We start from the raw sequence: 22,575 nt of genomic DNA, 5'->3' as shown, positions 1-22,575 counted from the left end.
TTACGCATATAAATTAAACAAATCGAAAAATTGCATAGTTTAAAGGATGATGTGCATGGATAACAGAGAATTTCATACGGTACGAGGATATCAACTGCTTCTGCAAAATAATGAACAGCTTACTCCTGCTCTGGAGGATTATCTGGAGATGATCTACAGAAGCAGCCTTGAGAATGGCTATCTTCGCATTAACAAGCTTGCTGAGCTGCTGAATGTCAAGGCTTCTTCGGCGTCCAAAATGGTGAAGAAGCTGGGAGATCTGGGGTTGCTAAACTATGAGAAGTATGGGATTATTGTCTTAAGCGATAGCGGCAGGGAGATAGGAAAGTTTCTTCTTGAACGCCACAGCACAATAGAAGAGTTTTTAAGGTTTATAGGATGCGAAGAGGATGTGTTGGTTCAAACAGAGTTGATTGAGCATAGCATAAATTCCAGTACGTTGGAAAATATAAAAATCCTCAATAGCTTTTTTGCAGATAACAAGGAAATAACTGATAAATTCAGAGAATATAAGAATTCGATGGCATCTTCCGTTCAGTGAAGCCTTTTCTGTGGTGTGTTATACAGGTTGGAAACCGGTTGTTTGATAGTGGTGGTTTGTGTCCCTTTCTGCGCATTTTAGTGCATCTGTTATTCTGAACTCATTTCATATAAAGGCTTATTCTGTCTGGAAGCCTATTAATTCTCCGAATGCTTCTCTCGGTGAGGTTGCAAGTTTTGTGTGATTTTATACTTTTCCTATTGATGATTCATTTTTATCTGTAAGGAGCAATGATATAGGTAAAAGGAAAAAGCCAATAGCTATCTTTCACGGATTATTTTAAATTGCATAGGCAGCTTTTTGAATATATAAAATAAAAAGCATAGGATATTTAGCAGAAGTTGTGATTTTTTTACCAAGGGGGTTGAAGATTGCAGCAACCATATGTTAAACTACGTGAAGATGCAGTTAAGATTGCAAATTGAGGTTTCATCGGTAGTAGCAATTTATTACATAAGGTACAGTGTAAAAAAGGAATGATATTATGAAAAAATACAGTTTCAAAACCTTTTGGGCATTATTTACAATCTTTTTCAAGGCTGGCACATTTACTTTTGCAGGCGGCCTGGCAATGCTGCCTGTAATCGAAAAGGATGTAGTGGAAAAGTATAATCTGATGTCAAAAGAAGACTTTATGGAATATGCGACTCTGGCCCAAACCCTGCCGGGGGTAATAGCGCTCAACTGCGCGTGTTTTGTTGGCAAGCGCGCAGCAGGCAATCTCGGCATGATAGTTGCGGCAGTTGGCTCGACATTTTCTGCATTTGTCATCATGGTGCTAGCAACCATTATGTTGCAGCTCATACCTATGAAAGGTGCGATTGAAGGAGCCTTTCAATGCATCAGGGCAGCATCGGCTGCGATGGTATTATCTGCTGCTTTTTCACTGGGACGTCACAATATTAAAAATAATTTTGCCGTAGTTGTGATGCTTGCTGCGTTGGTTTTGGTAGTCTTTGCTGATATCAGTGCTCCGGTGGTCATCTTGCTGGCTGGTATTGCAGGATATGTCTATCAGCGGGTTAAAGCACGTAAAAAAGAGGAGGAAGCTCAATAATTATGGAATATCTTAAGCTGTTTTATGTGTTTTTCAAGATTGGAATATTAGGCTTCGGCGGCGGTTATACCATGCTGTCGATGATAATGACCGAATCATCGGAGCAGTTTTCCATAAGTGCCCAGCAGCTGGCAGACTTGAATGCGCTGGATTTGATAGTGCCTGGGCCTATTGCTATAAATGCCGCCACTTATGTCGGTTACCTGCATGCGGGCTTTTGGGGTGCGCTGGCGGCTACCATCGGTGTATCGTTTCCTTCGTTTATTTTAATAACACTCGTAATGCGCTTTATTACCCGTTACCGCGAGAACAAGCTGATGGGAGCTTTCCTCTCAGGCATTAAGCCAGCTGCGGTAGGCTTGATTGCTGCAGCTGCCATAACAATTGCTTCGGGAATATTGCTGAAGCCAGGCGCCAGTCTTTCCACATTGTTTACCAACCCGCTGGGAACCGTATCGATATTTTTAGCCGCTGTTTTCATCATCACTGCTGTTTTAAACATCCGCTTTGATGTAAATCCCATTCTGCTGACTGTGATTGCCGGTATTGTAGGCGCAATATGGGGAGGAATGTAGGGGACGCTCCTTCCCATTTTGCAGTTAGCAAAAATGTAGGGTACGTTTCTTTCTATTTTGAAAAATAGGGGACGTTCCTGTTTGTTTTATAATCAGTAAATATAATCAGTAAAAGTAAGACTAAATGGGAATTTATAGCATAGATTAAAGCCTTGCTGGCTTAACTTAGCATAAAGGTTCCAAACCTATTTGAGCAATGAAAGAATAAGCAATTCCTTGAAATAGGAATGTCGATTGGAAATTCTATGATCAGAAGCAATTGATTCGCCTAATCTTTAACCAGCCTGAATTAAAGAATTGAATGTATTCCGGTACCTCACATCTTCTTTTATTAACCGGAATCCTTCATTGGTAAGTCTTGATATGCCGGACATCGACATATTACCTATGTACTGGCAGATACTTGCGTAGGTATAACCACATATTGTTCTCATTATGTAAGCAGTGAAAGCTCTGATTTTGCTTGCCTTCCTGTTGTATTTCGCTCTTAATTCCTCAACTACTTTCATTCCTAATAGATTGCTCATCCTATAGATTAATTCGTCTGGTATTCTAGTTCTCACTATGTACTGTCTCTCGCTGCTGTACACATTTTCAGTGTAAGCTTTCATTATACTATTATCCACTTCCTTCATTATGCCTGTTTCTTTCATGGATTCTGCAAACGCCTTGTACTTCTGCTGTGCAGTCTTTTTATCCCTTCCGAAGTGACTAAGTATAAATTCCGTATCCACTATACCGTCGGTGTCCTTCCGGCGACCTGCGTAAATACCATAGGAAGAATAGCGGTAATATTCCTCCCTGCCGGCATATCCGGGCAAGTCCTTAGGATTGTTGTGGATATAAGCCGACAGGGTAAGGCTGTAAGTATCATTGTCCACTATCGTGCTGGCGAAGCGCCCCTGAAAAAGGTGTCCATGGCGGCCATACTTCCTGTTGAAATAAGCAACATAAGCATTGTTCAGACAGCGCATGAACGTGGAAATGTCAAAGCCGCATGGGTTGATGTAAATATGAACATGGTTGCTCATCAGGGCATAGCAATATATCTTGCAGTGGTACTTTTCTTTATAGCGCTTAAGCAGCGACAAATAATAGTCCTTGTCCTCATCACACTGGAAAAGATCCACTTCACTGATGCTCCTGGACATCACATGATACATGGATTCTTCAGATTTCTTCCTGGCCGCTCTTGGCATGATAAACCACCTCAGGATACGATTTATGGATATATCATACCATATAATACATTAATTGTAAAGAACAAACGTTCTATAAAAAGAAACGCCCCAACAAGCATAAAACAAATGTTCTATATGAAGGAGCGTCCCCAACATTTTTTGAAAATTTGACTCAAGTCACAGTTTTGTTAGCCGGAATGGTTTAATATTAAATCACAATCGATGAACATCAGGAGTGGGAGGGTGTGCGGAAAATATAGCAAATTGAATAAAGAGGGTATTCTTGTGAGAAGCTTTACTTAAATACGGTAATGTTTTAAGAAGGTTCAGTTATATTCTCAAGTTTTCTTAACGCATTACACTTATATTAACCGCATTGCTATGTTTACACTTAAGTGTTTTGATTTCTCATAAATGTGGGAAATATGGACCAAAAAAGGAATGATTAAAGCATGAGTAAACATACACACTCCTGTGAACATTGCCACCATCAGTCTTGTGCTCGCAGAGTACCCATATTTTCATCCCTGGATGATGATGAACTGAGCTGGGTTTCAAGTCTCATAACGACAAAGAAATATTCCAAAGGTGAACTAATAATAATGGAAGGTTCAAACCCGGAAAGCCTGATCATTGTAAATAAGGGAAAGGTGAAAGCTTTCAAGGATACTCAGGAGGGGAAGGAGCAAATACTTTATATTTTTACAGAGGGAGATTTCCTTGGAGAGAAGAACCTTCTGTCCCAACAGAAAGCGACCTATAACGTTGAAACCTTGGAAGAAACTCATATATGCCTCATAAACAAAAAGGATTTTCAACAGCTGTTAAGAGAATATCCGGATATCAGCTTTAAGATTATGAGTGAGCTATGCAATCGTTTGGAAAGGCTTGAAAACACAATCGAGAATATGGGTGCAAAAAAGATTGAGGCAAGAGTAAGCTCAGTACTACTGGAGTTTCTAGACAAATACGGTAAACATCATGCCAAGGGTACACTTGTGGAACTGCCATTGAGCCGTGAGGGTATAGCCAGTTATATTGGGGTGGCCAGAGAGACTGTCAGTAGAAAAATGAGTAGGCTGCAGGACGAAGGTGTTATCAGGGTGATAGGGAATAAAAAGGTTATTATCCTGGATAAGGAAGCTCTGGAGAGGGAGATTCAATAGAAACTTGAGAAAATTTAGCTTTATTGTGCTAAAGGCTGACAACAGGCAAGGGATTTGAGGCAGTATTATAAATGATAAAGACATATATGGATTAACGCAACAATCAAAAATAATTAGAAAGAGGGATATAAATGGGTGTATTTAATGCATTGTCGCTGTTCGGCCTCTTTGACCGCAATCTGCTCATTCTTTTTGACCGCTAGTTTTGCTCATTAGCCCTGTCCGCAGATGTATACGGACAGGGCATATTAACTACCAGTTCAATTCTTCCTCAACAATAAGCCTTACCACATGATCGTCTATGATTTTTTTCTGTACCTGTGCCCCATGTAAAAGGCAAGCTGTACACGCCCGGTTGATTTTTCGCGGTACTCCATGAGAATATTCATATATCTCGTCTACCGCCATATCCGTAAATATCTCCCGGCTTTCTCCTGCATACTCCAGGTGCTTTCTTATGTATTCACCGGTTCTTTGCCGATCATATGGCATCATATGATATCGGATATCTATTCGCTGGCATATTGCCTCATATATCTGCTTCTTCAGGATGTCCTTCAACTCACTCTGGCCTACCAGGATTAAACTCATTGGGTTATACGAATCCATCCTGAAGTTTAGTAAAAACCGGATTTCCTCCAGCATCTCCCTTGAAAGTAGGTGTGCCTCATCTGTGATGATTATAGGAATACGTCTCTGTATTTCAATCAGGTTGCTGATCTCTCTCGTTAGTTGTCGTTTTGCATCGCTCCTGTAGAATTTCGCTTCACATCCCAGCTGGTTCAATACTTCCCAGTAAAAATTCCTCGGTGTCAACGCCGAATCGCTTATGTACATTACCTTGTACCGGTTGCTGTCCAGCGCCCCAACAAACTTCCTTATGGCTGTGGTCTTTCCTGTACCAACATCTCCCGTTATCACTGCAAACAACCGGTTCCGGGCCGCATACTCAAGCCTGCTGCAGACCTCTTCCAGCTCCGGATTGCTATACAAATGCTTCTCCGGTATATCCCGGGTGAACGGCGTGTGCAGAAAGTTGTAGTACTGCTCAAACATTTCTGTCACCGCCCTTCATGCTCCTGAAGGTTAATGCTCCGGTCTGCCGTTTTTGCCTCTTTTCATTCTCGCTCTCATATATTTTTAATAGCCGTGAATGAGTCGCCGATTTCGTTGCTGGTGTTTTTTCAACCTTTGAGCAGTATTCCCCAACCTTCAGCGGGGTTGCTGTCTTTCGGCGCTCACCATTGTACCATATCTCCAGAAGGCTCATATCAAAAGGATCATACCGCACATCCACTTTTTTGCCTATGTATTCGATTCCGGCTTCATATTCTATCCCTTGCAGCTTGAAACAGCCTGTGTTGTCAACTTTCCTTGTATCTTCCCATAAAAATGCGTCCCGGCATTCTTCAGGAGTTGCAAACCGCACCTTCTTTGGATCACTTGCATACGCCTGCGATGGAGAAACCCCTTTTAAACTGCTATGAGGCTTCCCGTTGTACCCTTCATCCAGCCATACCCGAAATTTGCGGTTAAGTTCCTCCAGGCTTTTTGCTTTCTCCAGCGATATCTCCTGGAAAAACTCTTCAACTGTGGCATTGAACCTCTCAATCTTGCCTTTGCTCTCCGGAGAATACGCCTTTGTGTTCATGTGACGGATTCCCAGCTTTGCACATGCTACTCTGAACCATTTCGAGATAAATACCTTGCCATTGTCAACGTATACTGCCTCCGGCTTGCCGTATTTCAATATTGCCTTGCGAAAACTGTCTTCCAATATCGGAAGCCTCTGATTGTCGTAAAATTCTGCATGACACACCAGCCTCGTCGCATCGTCAATAAATGCCACCATGTATGTCCGTTTCTTACCGCCGTCGGCAGTCGGTATGTACGGACCGTATTTGATATCTGCCTGCCACAATGTGTTCCTTCCGTTTTTGACGAACCGGCGGGCTGTCGTTCCTTCTATACGAACATTTCTGAAGTCTTTTGCACCAAAGCCCATCTTCAAAAGATGCCTGGACAAGGTGCTTCTGGAGACACTTCCTTTTTTGACAATCCCTTCGCCTTCAAGGATCTTTATGATCCTCCTGACACTTCTCTCCGGCAGTTCCTGTTTTATTTCGATTGCCCGATCTAATATTTCCTGAGATATCGCTCTTTGTTGCCCTGTATCTTTTCGTATCTTTGGTAATAGCCCTTCGTAACCATTCTCCCGGTACGCTGCAAGATACCTCCGAAGTGTCCTTTCCGAAATTCCTTCCCTCTCAAGTATCTCCTGCCGTATTCTCCGCTTTTCCGCCTCATCCAGATCCGGCTGCAATAGCGGCGATATGATCTCATGTTTCTTTAATGCTTTTTCCAATACTTCATTGTTTATCATTTCGATCCCTCCTGTGCTTTTTCCTAAAGCCTATCAGAAGGGAACTCCGGACAGCTACGCAAACTATGTGGGAATTTTCTATACAAATACTCCTGCCAGATGATTTGTTAGCCACATATTCGTTTCACCTATGGCAAGATGGCTGCTTTCTATCTGCGGCAGTAACCCAAGCAGCCGCTCAATCATGTGGAATACCTTTGTTTCTATCATCTCCAGCTCATTGACAAACTTGCCATAATACCTGTACAGTATAGCTCTTAATGCTCCTGCAGCTTGCCGCCCCCGTTGCCTGAATTCTTCTACCCACCGCCTTAATGTGGATATGCTGGCGGCAGTCTCAATCTCCTCAAGAGGTATACCGTCCTCCTGGTCCCGAAGGACCAGCTCGCTATCACAAGCCGAGTAATGCTTATACGGCCTGATGAAATCCGGTATGATTGCATGTGTCTTCCCACACTTGCTACAGATTACACGGAATATGTTAATCCATTCAATTTCCTCGCCCATATGCACATGACGTGCATATCTGTCATGAAAGGTTGTTTTCCCGCCGCATTTCGGGCATATCAACTCCAGCCTTTCCAAAAATTTTAAACAATTTCTGCGATACTCCTTAACATTCCGCCCCAGATATGCTATTATCATATTACAAATGTGTTAAAGGGCTTTGAGGGTTAGGTGCTGGAACACTTAACATATATATTCAAAGCTCTTATCATATCCTCCTTTTTTTCTTCCAGGAAGATATTAGCATACGTGCAAACGGTCACGCAACTTGAGCAACTCCGGGACATTTATCCGGGGCAGAAACAATGCATCACAGAAAATTGGTGAAATCGTATCTATATTGCCAAAGGCAAGTGAGATTTTTAAGAAGTATAAAATTGATTTCTGTTGCGGAGGGTACAGACCGCTATCAGAAGCTATTTTGGAAAGCAGCCTAAGCGAAGTTGAAATATTGAGCCAGCTTAATGAAGCTTATGAGGAAGCAATAAAGCATAATGACCAAACGGATTTTAGGAAAATGTCTTCGGTTGAATTGATAGACTACATTGTAAATACTCATCATAGTTATTTAAACATTAATCTTCCTGAGATCAGCGATTTGACAGCTACAATATTGAGGGTTCATGGTGCAAACCACAACATTCTTTTCAAGGTTCACAAGCTGTTCCATAGTTTGAAAACCGAGTTGGAACAGCACCTCATAAAAGAAGAAGTAGTTCTGTTCCCATTGATGAAAGAGTATTATGCAAAGCCTTCCGAAGAGCTCTATAACCAAATCATATCGGTAATGAAAGAGACGGAAGACGAGCATGATGGGGCAGGGGACATTCTAAAAGAGTTAAGAGAAATAACGGAAGATTATAAAGTGCCTGAAGATGGATGCGGCACTTACCACAGGACTTTTGACAAGTTGCAGGAGCTTGAGGCTGATTTGTTCCAGCACATCCACCTTGAAAATAACATTCTGTTTAAAAAGCAGGGGACAGTCCTGTATAAATAACAGTTTTTTAGAAAAATATCTGATATACAAGCAGAAGAGTCGGCATAATTGCACCTTTTGATAAAAAATAACTTAACACAGCATACTTTTATAGAATGAATAAAAAAGGAGCGTAATAGGGGACGCTCCTTTATAAATTGCAACTTTTACCTATACTGGAAAGAAATCAGACGGGCAGCTGGAAGGTCGGTATAAATGTGTTTTAATAATAAAAAACTTAACACAATATACTTTTCATAAAATGAAATAACAAAAAGAGCGTCCCTTTAAAAATGGGAAGCTCCTTTATAAATATCATCTTTTCAAATAAAGATATCAGACATACAACCATGAAATCGTTCCAATTTCATCTTTTGATATATGAAAAATCCAACTCGGTATAACTTTTGCAAAATGTAATAAAAGAAGGAGCGTCCCTATGTTTGGGATTAATACTGCAGAGCAATAATGGAAATACTATATAAGCAATAAAACCAAAAACCAAGAATGTATCCAAAAAAGCTGCAAGTTGTTTAGGAGGAACAGAATGAACAAGCAATATTCACCTGAAGAATTAAAAGAAGAGATCATAAGCTTTCTAAAAGAACACAAAGATGGATCTTTAGCCACATGCATGAACAATATGCCGCGCAGCAGTCCGGTGCAATATTTCTTGGGAGATGGCCTGAATATTTACATTTTATCGGCCGGTGGCGAGAAATTTAAAGCCATAAGGCAGAATCCCAATGTATGCCTTTTGGTAAATACAGAGTACATCAACTATCGCAAAATCAAGGGAGTACAAATTTTTGGCAAAGCTATCACAAGCCTTGAAGACAGTCAATTGCTCGATGAAGCAAGCAGATACTGTCAAGAGCCATGGCTGATTAATAATGAAAAAGGACGGCTGAATGCAATAAAGATCGTTCCTGAAGAGATCGTATATTTAAATTCCCTGGAGGAAGGGGACAGAACCAAGCAGATACTGAAAGGCAATCAGGTCATGGTCAAAGAGGACCGGATTCCAGCCTTGGTATAAAAGCACGGGAATTCTTTCATAAAGCTATTTAAAAGATAAAGCCTGGATCGCAAAATACTAGGATTGCTGTCCTTAAGAGTTGGCGATGAAGTTTAACAATTTGCAATTACTGATAATATGCCTGATTTCAGAATAATACTTGCATTTGTGTAGCTTGCAAAGCTTGATTATAACCTATGCCTTATTTTGCATAAGGATTCTTATAACCAATAAGAATGACAAAAATACCTGTTATAGATGGGTTATAAAAAAGACATTTTCGGAAACAGAATGGGATATGAAATGAACAAGAATATAAAGGTAGTAGTGGGTATGTCCGGAGGGGTAGACTCATCTGTAGCTGCCTATCTTTTAAAAAAGCAGGGATATGATGTAATAGGCGTCTTCATGAAGAACTGGGAAGAAAAGGACGAGTATGGGATATGTACCTCTGAAGAAGATTATGCCGATGTTAGAAGGGTTTGTGATCAAATTGGCATCCCCTACTACACTGTTAACTTTGAAAAGGAATACTGGGACAGGGTATTTACTTATTTTCTGGATGAATATAAAAAAGGGCGCACTCCAAACCCGGATGTGATGTGCAATAAAGAAATTAAATTTAAAGCCTTTCTTGACTATGCTTTAAAAATAGGAGCTGATTACCTCGCGACAGGCCATTATGCCCGGGTAGATTATTGTGATGGTGAATTCAGACTGCTAAAAGGAATTGACCCGAGCAAGGATCAGTCCTACTTTCTTTGCACACTAGGTCAGAAACAGCTTTCCAAATCCATGTTTCCCCTTGGCGGCATGTACAAAAAAGAAGTGAGGGAAATTGCACGCAGTGCCGGTTTGCATACTGCGGAAAAAAAGGACAGTACAGGCATTTGCTTTATAGGGGAGAGGAATTTTAAAGAGTTTCTAAAATCCTATTTACCGGCTCAACCAGGTGAAATCCGATCCATCTCCGGTGAACTCCTGGGAAAGCATGAGGGGCTCATGTTCTATACCTACGGACAAAGGAAAGGATTGGGAATTGGGGGTACCCATGAAGGAAAACCGTGGTTTGTAGCCGATAAGGACATCAAGAATAATATTTTATATGTTGCACAGGGTGAGGATAATCCGGCATTATATTCATATGGGCTGGAAGCATGCGATGTTCACTGGGTCAGTGGAAAATCTCCTGAAGAAAACTTTGAATGTACTGCAAAATTCAGATACAGACAGCCGGATCAGGAGGTCAGCGTACGTCTAATTGAACATAACAGATGCAGGGTAGTGTTTAAAAAGCCGCAAAGATCAATTACTCCAGGGCAATTTGTTGTTTTCTATCAAAATGAGATTTGCCTGGGTGGAGGAGTCATTGAAACGGTACTGAAGGATGAGCAGAGATAATTTAACAAAGGACATACCTTTGGCATAAAGCTTTGCTTCATGCTAAGGTATGTCCTGTTAATTTTACTCCGTAAGACACATTTTCTGCTCTTTAGCATTGCAATAATAGTCATGTGTCCTTTCAATTAGTCCAAATTCAGTTTTCTTTTAAGCATATAGTTGGTGATCACGTAGAAAGCAATGCTCTCAACAAGAAGAACCGATATGCTGATCGGGAAGATTCCCCGGGGAAGCGCATGGGTGAAATCGATGCTGCCGGAATAGGTATAACTGAAAATCGCCAAAAGAATCAACAAAAGAAATTGAATCGCATTGTAAAATATCACATAGGATACAAAAGAGCCTATGATCTTGTGCTTGGTAAATAACTGGCCTACGGAAATGGAAACATAGACCATCAGTATGTTTGCAACAATACTTAGAAGAATAAGAGATATCAGCTCGATCCATAACAGCGTCCAGTTTCCATCAAAAGCAATTACTAATTCTGCAAAGTTTGATTTAAACCCATTGATGAAGTTATTAACGCTTTCAGGCGTGGCAAATGCTATGAGTAAGGATGATAAAAGTACTATTATGCTGGTTATGGTCCACATCACCGCGACTGTAAGCTTTGAGGTTATCAAATGATGGGACTTTACCGGCAGAGTAAACATAAGATACCCTTCATCGCTTAGTAGGTTTTTATAGAATCTCGTGATCATAAATATTATCGTAGAAGCTAAAACCGCAAAGATAAGAAAAATTTGGAAAACGAACATAAATCCGTTTATGAACATGAAGATTCCTTCTTTGGGGCCTACTTTATACATAAACCGGTTAACAACTGATATAAATAAAAGTACCAGGCATAAGGGAACTAATATTCTTGCTGTTGCTTTTAATTCATGCTTCATTAATTTTCTTAACATTTGAATACCTCCCTGAATAGCGAATCAACTGATTTCCCTTCTTTTAACCTTATATCATCAACGGAGGAATGAAGAGTTACAGTTCCATCTTTGATAAATATAACCTCATCCAACACTTTTTCTATATCCGAAATAAGGTGTGTAGATATTAAGACCGTCGCATTTTCGTTGTAATTAGTAATGATGGTATTGAGAATATAATCCCTCGCTGCTGGGTCTACACCTCCTATGGGCTCATCAAGGCAATATAAATCTGCCTTGCGGCTCATGACCAGGATTAGCTGTACCTTTTCCTTTGTTCCTTTGGACAAGGTTTTCAAACGCTTTTTGGGGTCAATGCGCAGATCGCTTAGCATTGCATATGCTTTTTTAGAGTCAAAGTTCTCATAAAAGTCCTGAAAAAATTCTATCACCTGGGAAACCTGCATCCAATCCGCCAAATAAGTTTTTTCAGGAAGATAAGACACTATCTTTTTTGTTTCAACTCCCGGCTCCATGCCTGCAATACGGATGCTTCCGCTTTCTGGTACCAGGAGGCCGTTAATCAATTTAATCAATGTGGTTTTTCCGCTGCCGTTTGGGCCCAGCAATCCGACAATCCTGCCTCTTTCCAGAGTTAAGTCCACATTGGAAAGGGCTGTAAAGCCAGAATATCTCTTTGTCAATGATTTGCATTCTAAAATGGGATTCATTTTCTCATCTCCTTTAAAGCTTTGGTCAAGAGTTCTAAAATTTCATCTTCATTAAAGCCAATCTTTTTCATCTTATCTAAAAACTCCTCGATAATGTTCATAGCCGATCTCTCCTTTAGCTTTTTTATGACTCCTATGTCTGAAGTAATGTATCTTCCGCTGGTCCGGTTGGTATATATAAGCTCCATGCGCTCGAGTTCGGTCAATGCCCTTTGCATGGTATTTGGATTAACTCCCGCCTCGGCTGCGAGATCCCGTACCGAGGGCAGCTTATCTCCAGGCTTGAAATTACCTGAAATGATGTTAGCCTGTATTAGTTCTAACAGCTGTATATAAACCGGCCTTTCCGAGTCAATATTCCATTGCATCTCATCACTCCTTTATGTATTATTGTATTAAGTGATTAATACAATAATACAATAATACAGCCAAAAATGCAATAGGGTTATCAAAAATTTTTATAAAAGGGGACGCTCCTTCACAATTTGCACTTTCATTTTTTATCACTTTCATTTTTTATAGAGAATGCTTATTCTCAGATTAATGTCCGTAATTGGTAATTAGGGATGCTCTTTTTCGATTTGTGCTTTTCATTTAAAGTGTAAAGTGAAGTGTTCTCTATAAAATGTTAGTCAGAAAGGATACAATTGGGGACGTTCCTTCACGATTTATATTTTTCATTAAACGAATAACTTCTTCATTGTTTTATAGCAGAAAACAAAATGGCGTATCATTATAAGGATGCACCTTACATTTAAAGATACATTTAAAGATAAATGCTCCTAAACTAATTAATACATCAAAAATAAGGGGACGCTCCTTTGCAATTTACACTTTTCATTTATAGTGAAGCGTTTTTTCTCTTAATAATATGTCAGAAAGGGGATTACATTTCTTTACAAATCGCATCCTTTTAAGCCATAGCAACATAGCATAAACTAATGCTTTGCTGTTTCATTGAAGAAAAAGTTTCAGCAGTTCAACATCCCATGACGGTGCTTAATCAACCTGCTGTAGTTGCAAGTACATGTAAGGCATATAATAGATAGTACTTACGCAAAAGTAACATAAACAAGTCATATCAGCACTTTGAAAACAGAATATAGCTTAAAAGGTTGTTGCATTGAGGTTTCCATATATTACAGCTATTCACCAGTTTTCGAATTATGCTATTCTTTTGGCAGGGGTTCCATGAGGTCTACCAAAAATTGCATTTCCGACATAACCGTTGCCAAGCACGGCATTCACGATATTATTACTGAACTGGTGAGAAAGTTCAATTTGGATAAGTTTTTGTTCCCTGAGAAGTATACACTGGTCTTCGTTGCAGCATGTATGGGTATAATCCTGTTTAATAATCCTACAGCAACATATATTGCGCAGAAGCTGTACTGGGTATCCCATGATGCCATAACAAGGCTGCTGCCGTTGCTTTCTATTAATAACACAAATATCATGATCCTGTTCATCCAGGCAATACAGTCACAAACGGCTGGTCTTGGATATTTGATCATCGATGATGTGATTATCAGGAAGCCTTTCGGCAAGAGCATTTTCCCGACATCTTATGTATACGATCACACAAATAATCGGTATGTCTGGGGAATGCACATTGTAGTCCTTCTATGGTCTAATGGTTGGATTAAAATCCCCGTGGCGTTTCGGATATGGAAACCGGAAGAAAAGTGTGAAGAATATCATACCAAGGTTGAACTAGCCATACGTATGATATCCTTCGCCCACAAATTTGGTTTGGCTGCCGAATACGTCACATTCGACACCTGGTATTCCTGTAAAGAGCTCCTGCAAAAGCTCTCAGAGTGCGGTTACCACTATGTCTGCATGATAAAGAATAACCGCAAAGTGCTGTACAACAACAGGGTTAACTTTAACGTTAAGACCATAAGCCTGCTGTTTAGCAAGAAACAGTACAGGTACTACCCCGGTACAGGCTTCTACATCAAGGCTTTATCGGTAATCTTACCTGGTGTGGGTAACACCATGATGGCAATAGTCAAAAACGGCTATAACGCATCTATCCAAAACACCAGATTTATCATTACTGACTTGCCCGGTGTAGCTGCTCAAGACATCCTCAAGAAATACCTTTGCCGTTGGGACATTGAAGTATTCTTCAGAGACATCAAGCAGTTTCTGAACTTTGAAAAAGTTCAAGTCCGGTCTATTAGAAAACTTGAGGGTCACTTCTCCTTGGTGTTCATAACTTCTGTATTCGTGCAGATTTTGCAGATACAGAATAATTTGAATACCATGGGTGAAACCATCAGCTTCCTGCAGGACATTGTCCAGGTTAAAGTCAACGGTATTGTGTACATTATTAATGTAACATCCAAAGACCGGACAGGTAAAGAGGTAAATACTGTCTCAAATCCTCTCGCAACAACCATTTGGGACAAATTAAGTGCGTGAAATCTTTATTTTTCAAGGATCATTTTGTTTTGCGTAAGTACTGTAATAGAAGTATTTTATAATCCTATTTACTGCATTTCGATGAAAGCAAGCCTTCCGGCAAATAATATAATTTATTCACCATTATAAACATTTAGTCAGCATAATAAAAAGCAGAGTTAATTTTTCCTCATATTTATAACCTATAGTGGTCAAATTTTTTATAAATATATAGTCTCTTGCTTTTTAGATTATACTCACCATAAAATGGAATCATCAATAGTAAAATGAGATTTTGCAGCAGCAAAGCAGTAAATCTAATAAGTGTATGCTGTCTGACGGTTTTACACAAAAAATGAGACAAACCTACTCAGACATATTTACAGCAATAACTTGGACCAAAATCTAAATCGAGGGAGAGTGTATATCATGGATATGCAAAATATTCAGACCAATGACTTTTTGACATGGATTGCCGAGCAAAATGTAACTCAATCGGACTCACAGGTTTTGTATGATGATATGGAGTCACACTCCTGTTATTCTTTACCGGTTGTATATCAACCCTTTGATCCTCAGCAGTTAAGCCATTGGGTGGATGTTGGACGAACACAGGACTTTCTTCATGCAGCAAAAATATCCGGAGGAAAAGTGCTGGACTTTGGGCCTGGTGACGGCTGGCCTTCGTTGGTTTTATCACCTTTTGTTGCTGAAGTGGTGGGTGTGGATTCGTCGAAAAAAAGAATCATGACATGCAGGGAAAATGCCCTCCGGATGAACATTAGCAATGCGTCTTTCGTTCATTATCAAGCCGGAAGCCCATTGCCGTTTCCCGATGAGTCCTTTGATGGAGTGGTGGCTGCCTCTTCGGTTGAGCAATGCCCAAACCCAAAAGAGATTTTGTCTGAGTTTTATCGGGTTTTAAAACCGGGAGGGCGTCTGCGCATGTGCTACGAAGGGCTGAGCAGATATAAAAATGGGCAGGAAAGGGATGTATGGATTTTTGAAACAAAGGATAACAACTGTTCAATGGTAGTTTTTTTACGGGATATCCCTGGGGAAAAAGTGGCGTATTACAAAATTGATTTATCCGTATCAAAGGCACAACTTAAGCAAAAATCAGGCATTGTGGATGAAATGGGTTTTTCTGCTCTGACGCTTGCTAAACTGGAGGAACTCAAACCTTATGTGAAAGCAATTTTCTCTTACACATTAATGCATCCATCCTGCAAAACATGGATTCAGTGGTTGAAGGAAGCAGGTTTTTCCCAGGTTAAACCGACACATGACGCCGGTTCAGTGGCAGCTGCGATGTATGATGCTTTAACTCCTGAAGAACGCAATATGGATTTGTCGGAGGCTTATGAACGCATAGGTGCTGTGGCTCCATGGGTATGCGAGTTGCAAGCGCCGGAAGATGATGATCCTATGATACTGGCAATAAAATAGTATTTTTTAGGCTTGTTTAAGTAATTATAGTTTTTCAAAAGCGGCTTACTTCGCAGGGTAAGCCGCTTTTGACTATATATTTAATTCACATGGACTATTTGATTCGAATAATAGAAGGAATGTGGGCAAAATCTGCCTTACATTCTCAGAACTCTGCCAATGCATTGTTTGGTGAAAGGATTAAAATATCAGCTGGTACAGCAATTAAATTACATAGTTCCCAAAAGCATAAATACATTGTTGTTCGAGAAAGGGCCGGTTGTGCTATAATATATATCAACTGTGTAAGCTATATAAAACTGTGTTATACTATGCTATATAACTTAGTTATGACTTGTGTCCAGAAAATAAACAATTATTGCTTCGGAAAGGACTAGAGGTGAAGTGTTGATTAGAGCAAACATAAAGGGGATTGATCTGGAGCTTGAAACTTCGCAAAACTGTTTTTCACCAAGCAAAATCGACACCGGGACATTAGCCATGCTTTCATGCGTTGAATTTGAACCGGGACAGAAGATTTTGGATTTAGGGTGCGGCTATGGAGTTGTGGGAATAACCGCCGCTCGATTGATCGGAGCCAGCGGTGTTTATATGGTGGACATTGACCCGGAAGCGGTATTGTATTCAAAGAAGAATGCCGAAAGGAACGGGGTGGGAGATGTTCATATCATGCAGAGTGATGGCTTTGAAGCATTGCAGGAATCAGGGTTTGATATAATTTTGAGCAATCCTCCTTACCATACGGATTTTGCCGTGGCAAAAAAGTTTATTGAGAAGGGCTTCAACCGTCTTAAAATCGGGGGCAGGATGCTCATGGTGACAAAGCGCAAGGAATGGTATAAAAACAAATTCATATCCATTTTTGGCGGCGTAAGGGTTCATGAAATAGATGGGTATTTCGTTTTTGAAGCGGAGAGAAGAAACCTGAGTTATGCAAAAAAATCCAAGTCATGATATCTAAATCATGTTGAAGCATTAGATGTTTAGATTCAAAGGGAGGCAGGTTTCCCGGACATGGTTATCAGCCTTCCGCCTAAGGCTTTCACTTCGTCCATATCGTGGGTTACCATAATAACAGTCCTTTTTCCCATGTTGTCTTTCACATACTGCATTGTAGTTTTCTTTGTTTCATCATCCAAGCCTTTGAAAGGCTCGTCAAGAAACAGTATATCGCTTTCCGCCAGCATAGCCCGCACTATGGCCACCCTGCGTTTCATTCCACCGCTTAGCTCGCTTACAGGCTTCGATAGACTACCTTTAAGGCCGATCCTTTCCAGGTGTGAAATGATGGTGTTTTTGTCAACTTTCCGGTCACATGCAAGACGCACATTGGAGACGGCATTAAAGCTTTCGCAGAGTCTATCCTCCTGAAACACGGCGCTTTTCAGCTCGGGAACTCCACTGATGGTACCTTCATCGGGGGAAATGAAACCCATAAGGATGTTAAGAAAAGTGGTCTTTCCACATCCGGAAGGTCCCATTAAAAAAGTAAGCTCGCTTTTGGGAAACGTGGCGCTGAAGCGGTCCAGAACGAGGATGGAACCAAACCTTTTGGTTATCTCCGAAACTACGATATCCATGTTATGATTTCTCCAATCTGACAAACAGTTTTTTTAGAAGCAGCAAAAACAGCTTATCGAAGGCAATGCACAGCACAACTATTACAATCGTCCAGGCAAACAGATCTCCGGAGCTCAAATACACCTTTGCCTCATAAAGCTTCTCCCCAATGGAACCATCGGGTATTCCGATGACTTCTGCCGCTATGCCTGACTTCCACGACAACCCTATGGACACACTGCAGGCAGAAAGAAGATAAGGCTTGATGTGGGGAATATATATGTACTTCATCTTCTTGAGCCAACCTGCGCGAAACAGCTGGGCCATTTCAAGAAGCTTGCGATCGGTGCTTTTTATCCCCTGAAGCATGTTTGTGTATATAATAGGAAGCACCATCAAGAAGGATATGAATGTCGAAAGATTCTTAGAGCTGAGCCATATCAGGCAAAGGATGATGAAAGATGCCACCGGTACCGTTTTGATGGCAGTCATATAAGGCCAGAGCAATGTCTCAGCAGGGCGGAAGCGCCCGGCGATTACAGAAAGGACGCTTCCGGCAACCAATGCCAGTAAAAAACCGGAAATGATACGCACCAGCGAAAATCCCACGGAACTAAGGAAATCAGGTTCTGCCAAAAGGCTTACAAGCCTCTTGGCAACTGCCGCAGGTGTTACCAGAAGCAGGCTGTTATCAAGCAGCATTGCACCCACTTGCCATATGGCTAGCGCTAAAAATATGGATATTGCCTTTTCAATTTTCTGCCTACCGGGTGTAATAAAAATCATCTTCCGGAAGGACACCTCCTACAGATTTCGGATTTTGCTCGAAAAGCACGCCAAGATATCCTTCCATAGCGTCCTTCATTTCCGCCCCTTCAAGGTAGGTGATGTTGCAGTAGGGAATAGCCTTTTCTGCAACCGCCGCTTTTACTATATCAAACTTTTCTACCAGCTTGGCAGCTTCTGAAACATTTGCATTCACATATTCGGTAGAAAGCTTGTATTCATCAAGGAATGCGGCAATCTGTCCGGGATATTTTTCCGCAAACTCCTTTCTCACAACCAGCACACCGGTTATCAAAGCACTTCTGTTATTCAGCTCATCCCAAGCTTGGGTAAGATCAACAGCTATATTAAGTCCTTCCACCTGAGTTTGGGCAACGGTAACATAGGGCTGCGGAAGCATGGCAATACCGCCGTCCGTCTCTTTAAGCAAAGCCACTACCTCAGTTGGCTCAGTCTTCCATTCGATGGTCACGTCTTTATCAGGATCAATGCCATTCTGAGATAGGAGATACCTCAGGTTGTATTCCGGCACGGAACCTTTTCCGGTGGCATAGATGGTTTTGCCTTTCAGGTCATCCAAAGAATCAATTGCGCTTCCTTTTTCTACAATATAAAGAACACCCAGGGTGTTTACCGCCAGAAGCTTTATCGCTTTGTTGGTATTATTGTAAAGCACCGAAGCAAGGTTGGCAGGAACTGCGGCAATATCCAGTTCTCCCTGGATAAGCTTGGGAGTCAACTCATCTGCCGAACCGGCGATGGTAAAAGAATAATTATTTGCTGCTGCGCCGGCTTCTGCTGATTCCATCAATTTTACCATGCCTATGGAAGTCGGCCCTTTAAGCCCGCCTATACGGATGTCAACGGGTTCATATTTCTGTTCATCCGACTGCTCCTTTGGTTCTTCCGATGTGGTAATCTCATCGGATGATGTGGAGGAGGTTTCCTTGTTGTTGTCAGCCTTGTTGGATGCTGTATTGCATCCTGCCAGCATCATAGCTGTTAATGTTAGAATTAACAATGCCGATAATAGTTTTTTCATGTCAATCCGTCCTTTTCCTTTTTGCTTTTTGCAACTATAGTTTTTGTTGTTACGCCTTTTAGCATTCCGAGCTTACCCGACAGTGAACTGGTTACATCTCCTGGTGCATCCAAGACTACGCATATGATTGAGATACCGCGGTCTCTGTATGGAATCCCCATTCTGCCGATGATATACTTTCCGAAATCATGCAGCAGTTCATTCACTTTGGAAGATATCTCAGTATCCTCAACGATGATGCTTATTACAGATATCCTGTTTTCCATCCGGAAAACCTCCTTTGATATATAGTTAATTTTATAGTGGCATCTCTGGTTCTAAGCTCTTAACATTGTTCCGGTAAAAAAATAAACCGCACCAGAAGGCACGGAAACTGTTATCCATATATATCCGTAACCTTTCTATCCGGGACGAACCCAAATGCGTCAGGCTAAGCAATATTGTTTTTATTTTTATTATAGAATTACTGGGTAAATTAGTCAAATACATTATGATAAAATATTAACAAAACTTATATTAACTGATTTATCAGTGCTTTTCGGATTAAGCTCTAAGCTTAAGAGTGGTTCGGGTGCATAAAAAGGTCAAGCAATTCACTTTGATTTTTGTCATCCCTGTGCGAGCAATTTCTAAAAGCCCTCCTTAACAAGTATATCTAAATAGACAGCGCAAATGATTATCGAAAATAAATATACTTAAAATCATCACCAATAGTTATCCAAAATAAATATCCCAAATAATCATTGCAAATTGCTGCTCTAAATTAATCATCCAAAATAAACATATTAAATAATAATCTTAAACAATTATTTAATAAATTATCTTATTAATTATATCTTATTAATTGCCTTATTAATCATCCTAAAAATTATCCCGATCATTCGTGCTGGCAAAACACAACCAATAATATAAAGGCCATTCGTATTTTTATGTATGCAATCAAAGGAGTATCAGTTTTGAAAACTAATACAAAGAACAAAAAAATCTTGCACCATTGGTTACGTTAATATAAAATTATATTTCCATTATGATGAAAATCTGGGAGGTGTAAAATGATCACAGTTGAAGGAATATGCAAGACCTTTAAGGTGGCAAAGCGTTCTGCCGGGTTCATAGCGGCAGCAAAGGCCATGTTTAAAAGGGAATACATTGCGATAGATGCACTCCGGGATGTCTCATTTAAAATTGAAGAAGGAGAAGTTGTCGGTTATATCGGACCCAATGGTGCAGGCAAATCCACAACAATAAAAGTGATGAGCGGAATCCTCGTCCCGGACAGCGGAAAGTGTGAGATTTTAGGCCGGACACCATGGAAAGAGAGAATTGCCCATGTGAAAAACATTGGCGTGGTTTTCGGGCAACGGTCCCAGCTATGGTGGGATGTGCCCGTAATTGACTCCTTTGAGCTTTTGAAAGATATATATAAAATACCACAAAATGAGTATTCCAATAATCTGGATATGCTTGTACAGACGCTGGATATATCAGGCATTATAAACACTCCCGTACGGCAGCTGAGTCTGGGTCAGAGAATGCGCTGTGAGATAGCTGCGTCTCTTTTGCACAATCCGAGGATACTTTTTCTGGATGAGCCTACCATAGGACTGGATGCAGTATCAAAGATCGCTGTGCGTAATTTTATAAAGAAAATTAACAAGGAAAAAAAGGTTACTGTCATCCTGACCACCCATGATATGAATGATATTGAAGCTTTGGCTGAAAGGGTGCTGCTGATTGGAAAAGGCAGAATCCTCTATGACGGCAGTCTTAAAGACCTTAGAAACAGGTTTGGAGCAAATAAAACTATTACTGTCGACTATAGTGAAAATCATCAACCTATAGAAATTGCTGGAACCAAGCTTCTCTCATGGTCACCGGAAAGAGCTTCTCTGTATGTTGATACTAAAAAAGTAAAGGTTTCCGATGTGATATCCATGCTTTCCGACAAGCTGGAATTAACGGATGTGACTGTGGAAAATCCGCCCATTGAAGAGATCATTGTGGAATTATACAAGGAGTATGCCTTATGAAAGTATATGCTTCCGTTTTTAAAATGCGTTTGATAAATGGGCTGCAATACAGGACGGCAGCTTTAGCAGGGGTGGCAACCCAGTTTTTCTGGGGGTTTATGTTCATAATGATTTACGAAGCCTTTTACCAAAATGCTTCTGTCAAACAGCCCATAACCTTGGAGCAGTTGATTGATTATGTCTGGCTGCAGCAGGCGTTTCTCGCATTTATTACATTTTGGTTCAGGGATGGGGAGATTTTTGACCTGATTACCAGCGGCAATATTGCTTATGAGTTATGCCGTCCAAGCGGGATATATGGTTTCTGGTATTCAAAACTTGTCGCGCAGAGGCTCTCCAGTGCTCTGTTGAGGTGCTTTCCCATTCTAATCATTGCTTTTTTACTGCCGGAGCATTATGGACTGTCCGTACCTCCGGGAATTGATGCATTTATTATGTTTATAGTGACGCTTTTACTGGGTCTGTTGGTGCTGGTAGCAACATCCATGTTTATATATATCTCAGTATTCTATACTATGTCACCGACAGGATCGCAACTATTGTTCAACATAATCGGGGACTTTTTTTCAGGGGTGCTCATACCGATACCCCTAATGCCTGAATGGCTTCAGAGGATTGCATATATTCTTCCGTTTCGTTTGGCCTCTGATCTGCCTTTCAGGGTATACAGCGGAAATATTCCGGTGGAAGAAGCCATGAAAAGCATCTTAATACAGCTAATATGGCTGGGGATACTTGTTGTGTCAGGCAGAGGACTGCTGGGAAAAGCTTTAAAAAGAGTAGTGGTGCAGGGCGGTTGATATAAGTAAAGCTTGCTGCCGGCTATATGGTTGAGATTTAACCCGCTATTGCGGGTTTGTCCATCCTTCATCCAGACTACCTGAAATC

23 protein-coding genes are annotated in these 22,575 nt (G+C 40.7%); 12 read left to right on the top strand and 11 right to left on the bottom strand.

Annotation, left to right across the window (positions count from 1 at the left end; genetic code table 11):
- Positions 1-55 precede the first annotated feature (55 nt).
- From CDO33_RS11580 to CDO33_RS11570, 3 genes are all read left to right on the top strand, one after another.
- Positions 56-541, top strand: a complete 486-nt coding sequence (locus CDO33_RS11580; protein WP_103082124.1) for a metal-dependent transcriptional regulator — start codon at positions 56-58, stop codon at positions 539-541.
- Between the two features lie 484 nt (positions 542-1,025).
- Positions 1,026-1,598 carry a chromate transporter gene (locus CDO33_RS11575; protein WP_103082125.1) on the top strand — a complete coding sequence of 191 codons (573 nt, stop codon included), beginning with the start codon at positions 1,026-1,028 and terminating at the stop codon, positions 1,596-1,598.
- A gap of 2 nt (positions 1,599-1,600) precedes the next feature.
- A complete protein-coding gene (locus CDO33_RS11570; protein WP_103082126.1) occupies positions 1,601-2,173 on the top strand; it encodes a chromate transporter in 573 nt (190 codons plus the stop codon).
- 275 nt (positions 2,174-2,448) lie between these two features.
- Here the strand turns inward: CDO33_RS11570 and CDO33_RS11565 are convergent, their stop codons facing one another.
- On the bottom strand, positions 2,449-3,372 hold the full coding sequence (locus CDO33_RS11565) for a transposase (protein WP_103089471.1): 924 nt from the start codon (positions 3,370-3,372) through the stop codon (positions 2,449-2,451).
- Positions 3,373-3,806: 434 nt separating this feature from the next.
- Between CDO33_RS11565 and CDO33_RS11560 the strand changes: the two genes are divergently transcribed.
- A complete protein-coding gene (locus CDO33_RS11560; protein ID WP_103082128.1) occupies positions 3,807-4,520 on the top strand; it encodes a Crp/Fnr family transcriptional regulator in 714 nt (237 codons plus the stop codon).
- A gap of 252 nt (positions 4,521-4,772) precedes the next feature.
- Here CDO33_RS11560 and CDO33_RS11555 read toward each other — a convergent pair whose 3' ends face one another.
- The 3 genes from CDO33_RS11555 to CDO33_RS11545 all read right to left on the bottom strand — a co-directional run bounded on the left by CDO33_RS11555 (position 4,773) and on the right by CDO33_RS11545 (position 7,548).
- On the bottom strand, positions 4,773-5,576 hold the full coding sequence (locus tag CDO33_RS11555; protein ID WP_103083289.1) for an ExeA family protein: 804 nt from the start codon (positions 5,574-5,576) through the stop codon (positions 4,773-4,775).
- Positions 5,569-6,903: a DDE-type integrase/transposase/recombinase gene (locus tag CDO33_RS11550; RefSeq protein ID WP_103083290.1), complete on the bottom strand. Its 1,335-nt coding sequence runs from the start codon at positions 6,901-6,903 to the stop codon at positions 5,569-5,571. Before CDO33_RS11550 ends, CDO33_RS11555 begins: the two co-directional genes overlap by 8 nt.
- A 78-nt stretch (positions 6,904-6,981) precedes the next feature.
- The gene (locus CDO33_RS11545; protein WP_103083291.1) at positions 6,982-7,548 is read right to left on the bottom strand and encodes a DUF6431 domain-containing protein; all 567 of its coding nucleotides are present in this window, start codon (positions 7,546-7,548) and stop codon (positions 6,982-6,984) included.
- 130 nt (positions 7,549-7,678) lie between these two features.
- Here CDO33_RS11545 and ric point away from each other — a divergent pair, with 130 nt between their 5' ends.
- The 3 genes from ric to mnmA all read left to right on the top strand — a co-directional run bounded on the left by ric (position 7,679) and on the right by mnmA (position 10,808).
- Positions 7,679-8,410, top strand: coding sequence for an iron-sulfur cluster repair di-iron protein (ric, locus tag CDO33_RS11540; RefSeq protein ID WP_242974808.1), 732 nt, complete (start codon positions 7,679-7,681; stop codon positions 8,408-8,410).
- A gap of 526 nt (positions 8,411-8,936) precedes the next feature.
- Entirely contained in the window at positions 8,937-9,428 is a 492-nt protein-coding gene (locus CDO33_RS11535) for a pyridoxamine 5'-phosphate oxidase family protein (RefSeq protein ID WP_103083228.1), read from the top strand.
- Between the two features lie 237 nt (positions 9,429-9,665).
- The gene (gene mnmA / locus CDO33_RS11530; RefSeq protein ID WP_338053218.1) at positions 9,666-10,808 is read left to right on the top strand and encodes a tRNA 2-thiouridine(34) synthase MnmA; all 1,143 of its coding nucleotides are present in this window, start codon (positions 9,666-9,668) and stop codon (positions 10,806-10,808) included.
- Positions 10,809-10,933: 125 nt separating this feature from the next.
- On the opposite strand, the gene CDO33_RS11525 is transcribed toward mnmA, so the two are convergent.
- The 3 genes from CDO33_RS11525 to CDO33_RS11515 are packed head-to-tail and all read right to left on the bottom strand — an operon-like array spanning position 10,934 to position 12,779.
- The gene (locus tag CDO33_RS11525; RefSeq protein ID WP_103083227.1) at positions 10,934-11,719 is read right to left on the bottom strand and encodes a hypothetical protein; all 786 of its coding nucleotides are present in this window, start codon (positions 11,717-11,719) and stop codon (positions 10,934-10,936) included.
- Positions 11,713-12,411: an ABC transporter ATP-binding protein gene (locus CDO33_RS11520; RefSeq protein ID WP_103083226.1), complete on the bottom strand. Its 699-nt coding sequence runs from the start codon at positions 12,409-12,411 to the stop codon at positions 11,713-11,715. The genes CDO33_RS11525 and CDO33_RS11520 overlap by 7 nt, the downstream gene beginning before the upstream one ends.
- A complete protein-coding gene (locus CDO33_RS11515; protein ID WP_103083225.1) occupies positions 12,408-12,779 on the bottom strand; it encodes a GntR family transcriptional regulator in 372 nt (123 codons plus the stop codon). Before CDO33_RS11515 ends, CDO33_RS11520 begins: the two co-directional genes overlap by 4 nt.
- A gap of 823 nt (positions 12,780-13,602) precedes the next feature.
- Here CDO33_RS11515 and CDO33_RS11510 point away from each other — a divergent pair.
- The 3 genes from CDO33_RS11510 (at position 13,603) to CDO33_RS11500 (ending at position 17,223) form a co-directional block, all read left to right on the top strand.
- On the top strand, positions 13,603-14,841 hold the full coding sequence (locus CDO33_RS11510; RefSeq protein WP_103083335.1) for a transposase: 1,239 nt from the start codon (positions 13,603-13,605) through the stop codon (positions 14,839-14,841).
- A 408-nt stretch (positions 14,842-15,249) separates the two neighbouring features.
- On the top strand, positions 15,250-16,269 hold the full coding sequence (locus CDO33_RS11505; protein ID WP_103080135.1) for a class I SAM-dependent methyltransferase: 1,020 nt from the start codon (positions 15,250-15,252) through the stop codon (positions 16,267-16,269).
- Positions 16,270-16,656: 387 nt separating this feature from the next.
- Entirely contained in the window at positions 16,657-17,223 is a 567-nt protein-coding gene (locus CDO33_RS11500) for a class I SAM-dependent methyltransferase (protein ID WP_242973813.1), read from the top strand.
- 35 nt (positions 17,224-17,258) lie between these two features.
- Here CDO33_RS11500 and CDO33_RS11495 read toward each other — a convergent pair whose 3' ends face one another.
- Genes CDO33_RS11495 through CDO33_RS11480 form a run of 4 tightly spaced genes read right to left on the bottom strand, consistent with a single transcriptional unit; the run spans position 17,259 to position 19,923 of the window.
- Entirely contained in the window at positions 17,259-17,849 is a 591-nt protein-coding gene (locus CDO33_RS11495; RefSeq protein ID WP_103080133.1) for an ATP-binding cassette domain-containing protein, read from the bottom strand.
- 1 nt (position 17,850) lies between these two features.
- Positions 17,851-18,615: an ABC transporter permease gene (locus CDO33_RS11490; protein WP_103080132.1), complete on the bottom strand. Its 765-nt coding sequence runs from the start codon at positions 18,613-18,615 to the stop codon at positions 17,851-17,853.
- Positions 18,593-19,657, bottom strand: coding sequence for an ABC transporter substrate-binding protein (locus CDO33_RS11485; protein ID WP_103080131.1), 1,065 nt, complete (start codon positions 19,655-19,657; stop codon positions 18,593-18,595). Before CDO33_RS11485 ends, CDO33_RS11490 begins: the two co-directional genes overlap by 23 nt.
- Positions 19,654-19,923 carry a TM1266 family iron-only hydrogenase system putative regulator gene (locus CDO33_RS11480; RefSeq protein ID WP_103080130.1) on the bottom strand — a complete coding sequence of 90 codons (270 nt, stop codon included), beginning with the start codon at positions 19,921-19,923 and terminating at the stop codon, positions 19,654-19,656. The genes CDO33_RS11485 and CDO33_RS11480 overlap by 4 nt, the downstream gene beginning before the upstream one ends.
- Before the next feature lie 786 nt (positions 19,924-20,709).
- Between CDO33_RS11480 and CDO33_RS11475 the strand changes: the two genes are divergently transcribed.
- Complete coding sequence (locus CDO33_RS11475) at positions 20,710-21,687, top strand: ABC transporter ATP-binding protein (RefSeq protein ID WP_103080129.1); 978 nt, start codon at positions 20,710-20,712, stop codon at positions 21,685-21,687.
- Entirely contained in the window at positions 21,684-22,487 is an 804-nt protein-coding gene (locus CDO33_RS11470) for an ABC transporter permease (protein ID WP_103080128.1), read from the top strand. The genes CDO33_RS11475 and CDO33_RS11470 overlap by 4 nt, the downstream gene beginning before the upstream one ends.
- The last annotated feature ends 88 nt before the right edge of the window (positions 22,488-22,575 follow it).

The organism is Clostridium thermosuccinogenes (assembly GCF_002896855.1).
In the GTDB taxonomy this organism is placed as follows: domain Bacteria; phylum Bacillota; class Clostridia; order Acetivibrionales; family DSM-5807; genus Pseudoclostridium; species Pseudoclostridium thermosuccinogenes.
Note: the sequence above shows the minus strand (reverse complement) of the source record. Positions and strands in the feature narration are given on the sequence as shown.

Bases quoted from the DNA above. Each gene is read 5' to 3' on its own strand.
- CDO33_RS11535 (WP_103083228.1), top strand. From the start codon at position 8,937: ATGAACAAGCAATATTCACCTGAAGAATTAAAAGAAGAGATCATAAGC.
- CDO33_RS11570 (WP_103082126.1), top strand. From the start codon at position 1,601: ATGGAATATCTTAAGCTGTTTTATGTGTTTTTCAAGATTGGAATATTA.
- CDO33_RS11475 (WP_103080129.1), top strand. From the start codon at position 20,710: ATGATCACAGTTGAAGGAATATGCAAGACCTTTAAGGTGGCAAAGCGT.
- CDO33_RS11575 (WP_103082125.1), top strand. From the start codon at position 1,026: ATGAAAAAATACAGTTTCAAAACCTTTTGGGCATTATTTACAATCTTT.
- CDO33_RS11565 (WP_103089471.1), bottom strand. From the start codon at position 3,372: ATGCCAAGAGCGGCCAGGAAGAAATCTGAAGAATCCATGTATCATGTG.
- CDO33_RS11490 (WP_103080132.1), bottom strand. From the start codon at position 18,615: ATGATTTTTATTACACCCGGTAGGCAGAAAATTGAAAAGGCAATATCC.
- CDO33_RS11480 (WP_103080130.1), bottom strand. From the start codon at position 19,923: ATGGAAAACAGGATATCTGTAATAAGCATCATCGTTGAGGATACTGAG.
- CDO33_RS11555 (WP_103083289.1), bottom strand. From the start codon at position 5,576: ATGTTTGAGCAGTACTACAACTTTCTGCACACGCCGTTCACCCGGGAT.
- CDO33_RS11495 (WP_103080133.1), bottom strand. From the start codon at position 17,849: ATGGATATCGTAGTTTCGGAGATAACCAAAAGGTTTGGTTCCATCCTC.
- mnmA (WP_338053218.1), top strand. From the start codon at position 9,666: ATGGGTTATAAAAAAGACATTTTCGGAAACAGAATGGGATATGAAATG.
- CDO33_RS11505 (WP_103080135.1), top strand. From the start codon at position 15,250: ATGGATATGCAAAATATTCAGACCAATGACTTTTTGACATGGATTGCC.
- CDO33_RS11470 (WP_103080128.1), top strand. From the start codon at position 21,684: ATGAAAGTATATGCTTCCGTTTTTAAAATGCGTTTGATAAATGGGCTG.
- CDO33_RS11560 (WP_103082128.1), top strand. From the start codon at position 3,807: ATGAGTAAACATACACACTCCTGTGAACATTGCCACCATCAGTCTTGT.
- CDO33_RS11550 (WP_103083290.1), bottom strand. From the start codon at position 6,903: ATGATAAACAATGAAGTATTGGAAAAAGCATTAAAGAAACATGAGATC.
- CDO33_RS11515 (WP_103083225.1), bottom strand. From the start codon at position 12,779: ATGCAATGGAATATTGACTCGGAAAGGCCGGTTTATATACAGCTGTTA.
- CDO33_RS11545 (WP_103083291.1), bottom strand. From the start codon at position 7,548: ATGATAATAGCATATCTGGGGCGGAATGTTAAGGAGTATCGCAGAAAT.
- CDO33_RS11485 (WP_103080131.1), bottom strand. From the start codon at position 19,657: ATGAAAAAACTATTATCGGCATTGTTAATTCTAACATTAACAGCTATG.
- CDO33_RS11580 (WP_103082124.1), top strand. From the start codon at position 56: ATGGATAACAGAGAATTTCATACGGTACGAGGATATCAACTGCTTCTG.
- CDO33_RS11520 (WP_103083226.1), bottom strand. From the start codon at position 12,411: ATGAATCCCATTTTAGAATGCAAATCATTGACAAAGAGATATTCTGGC.
- CDO33_RS11510 (WP_103083335.1), top strand. From the start codon at position 13,603: ATGAGGTCTACCAAAAATTGCATTTCCGACATAACCGTTGCCAAGCAC.
- CDO33_RS11525 (WP_103083227.1), bottom strand. From the start codon at position 11,719: ATGTTAAGAAAATTAATGAAGCATGAATTAAAAGCAACAGCAAGAATA.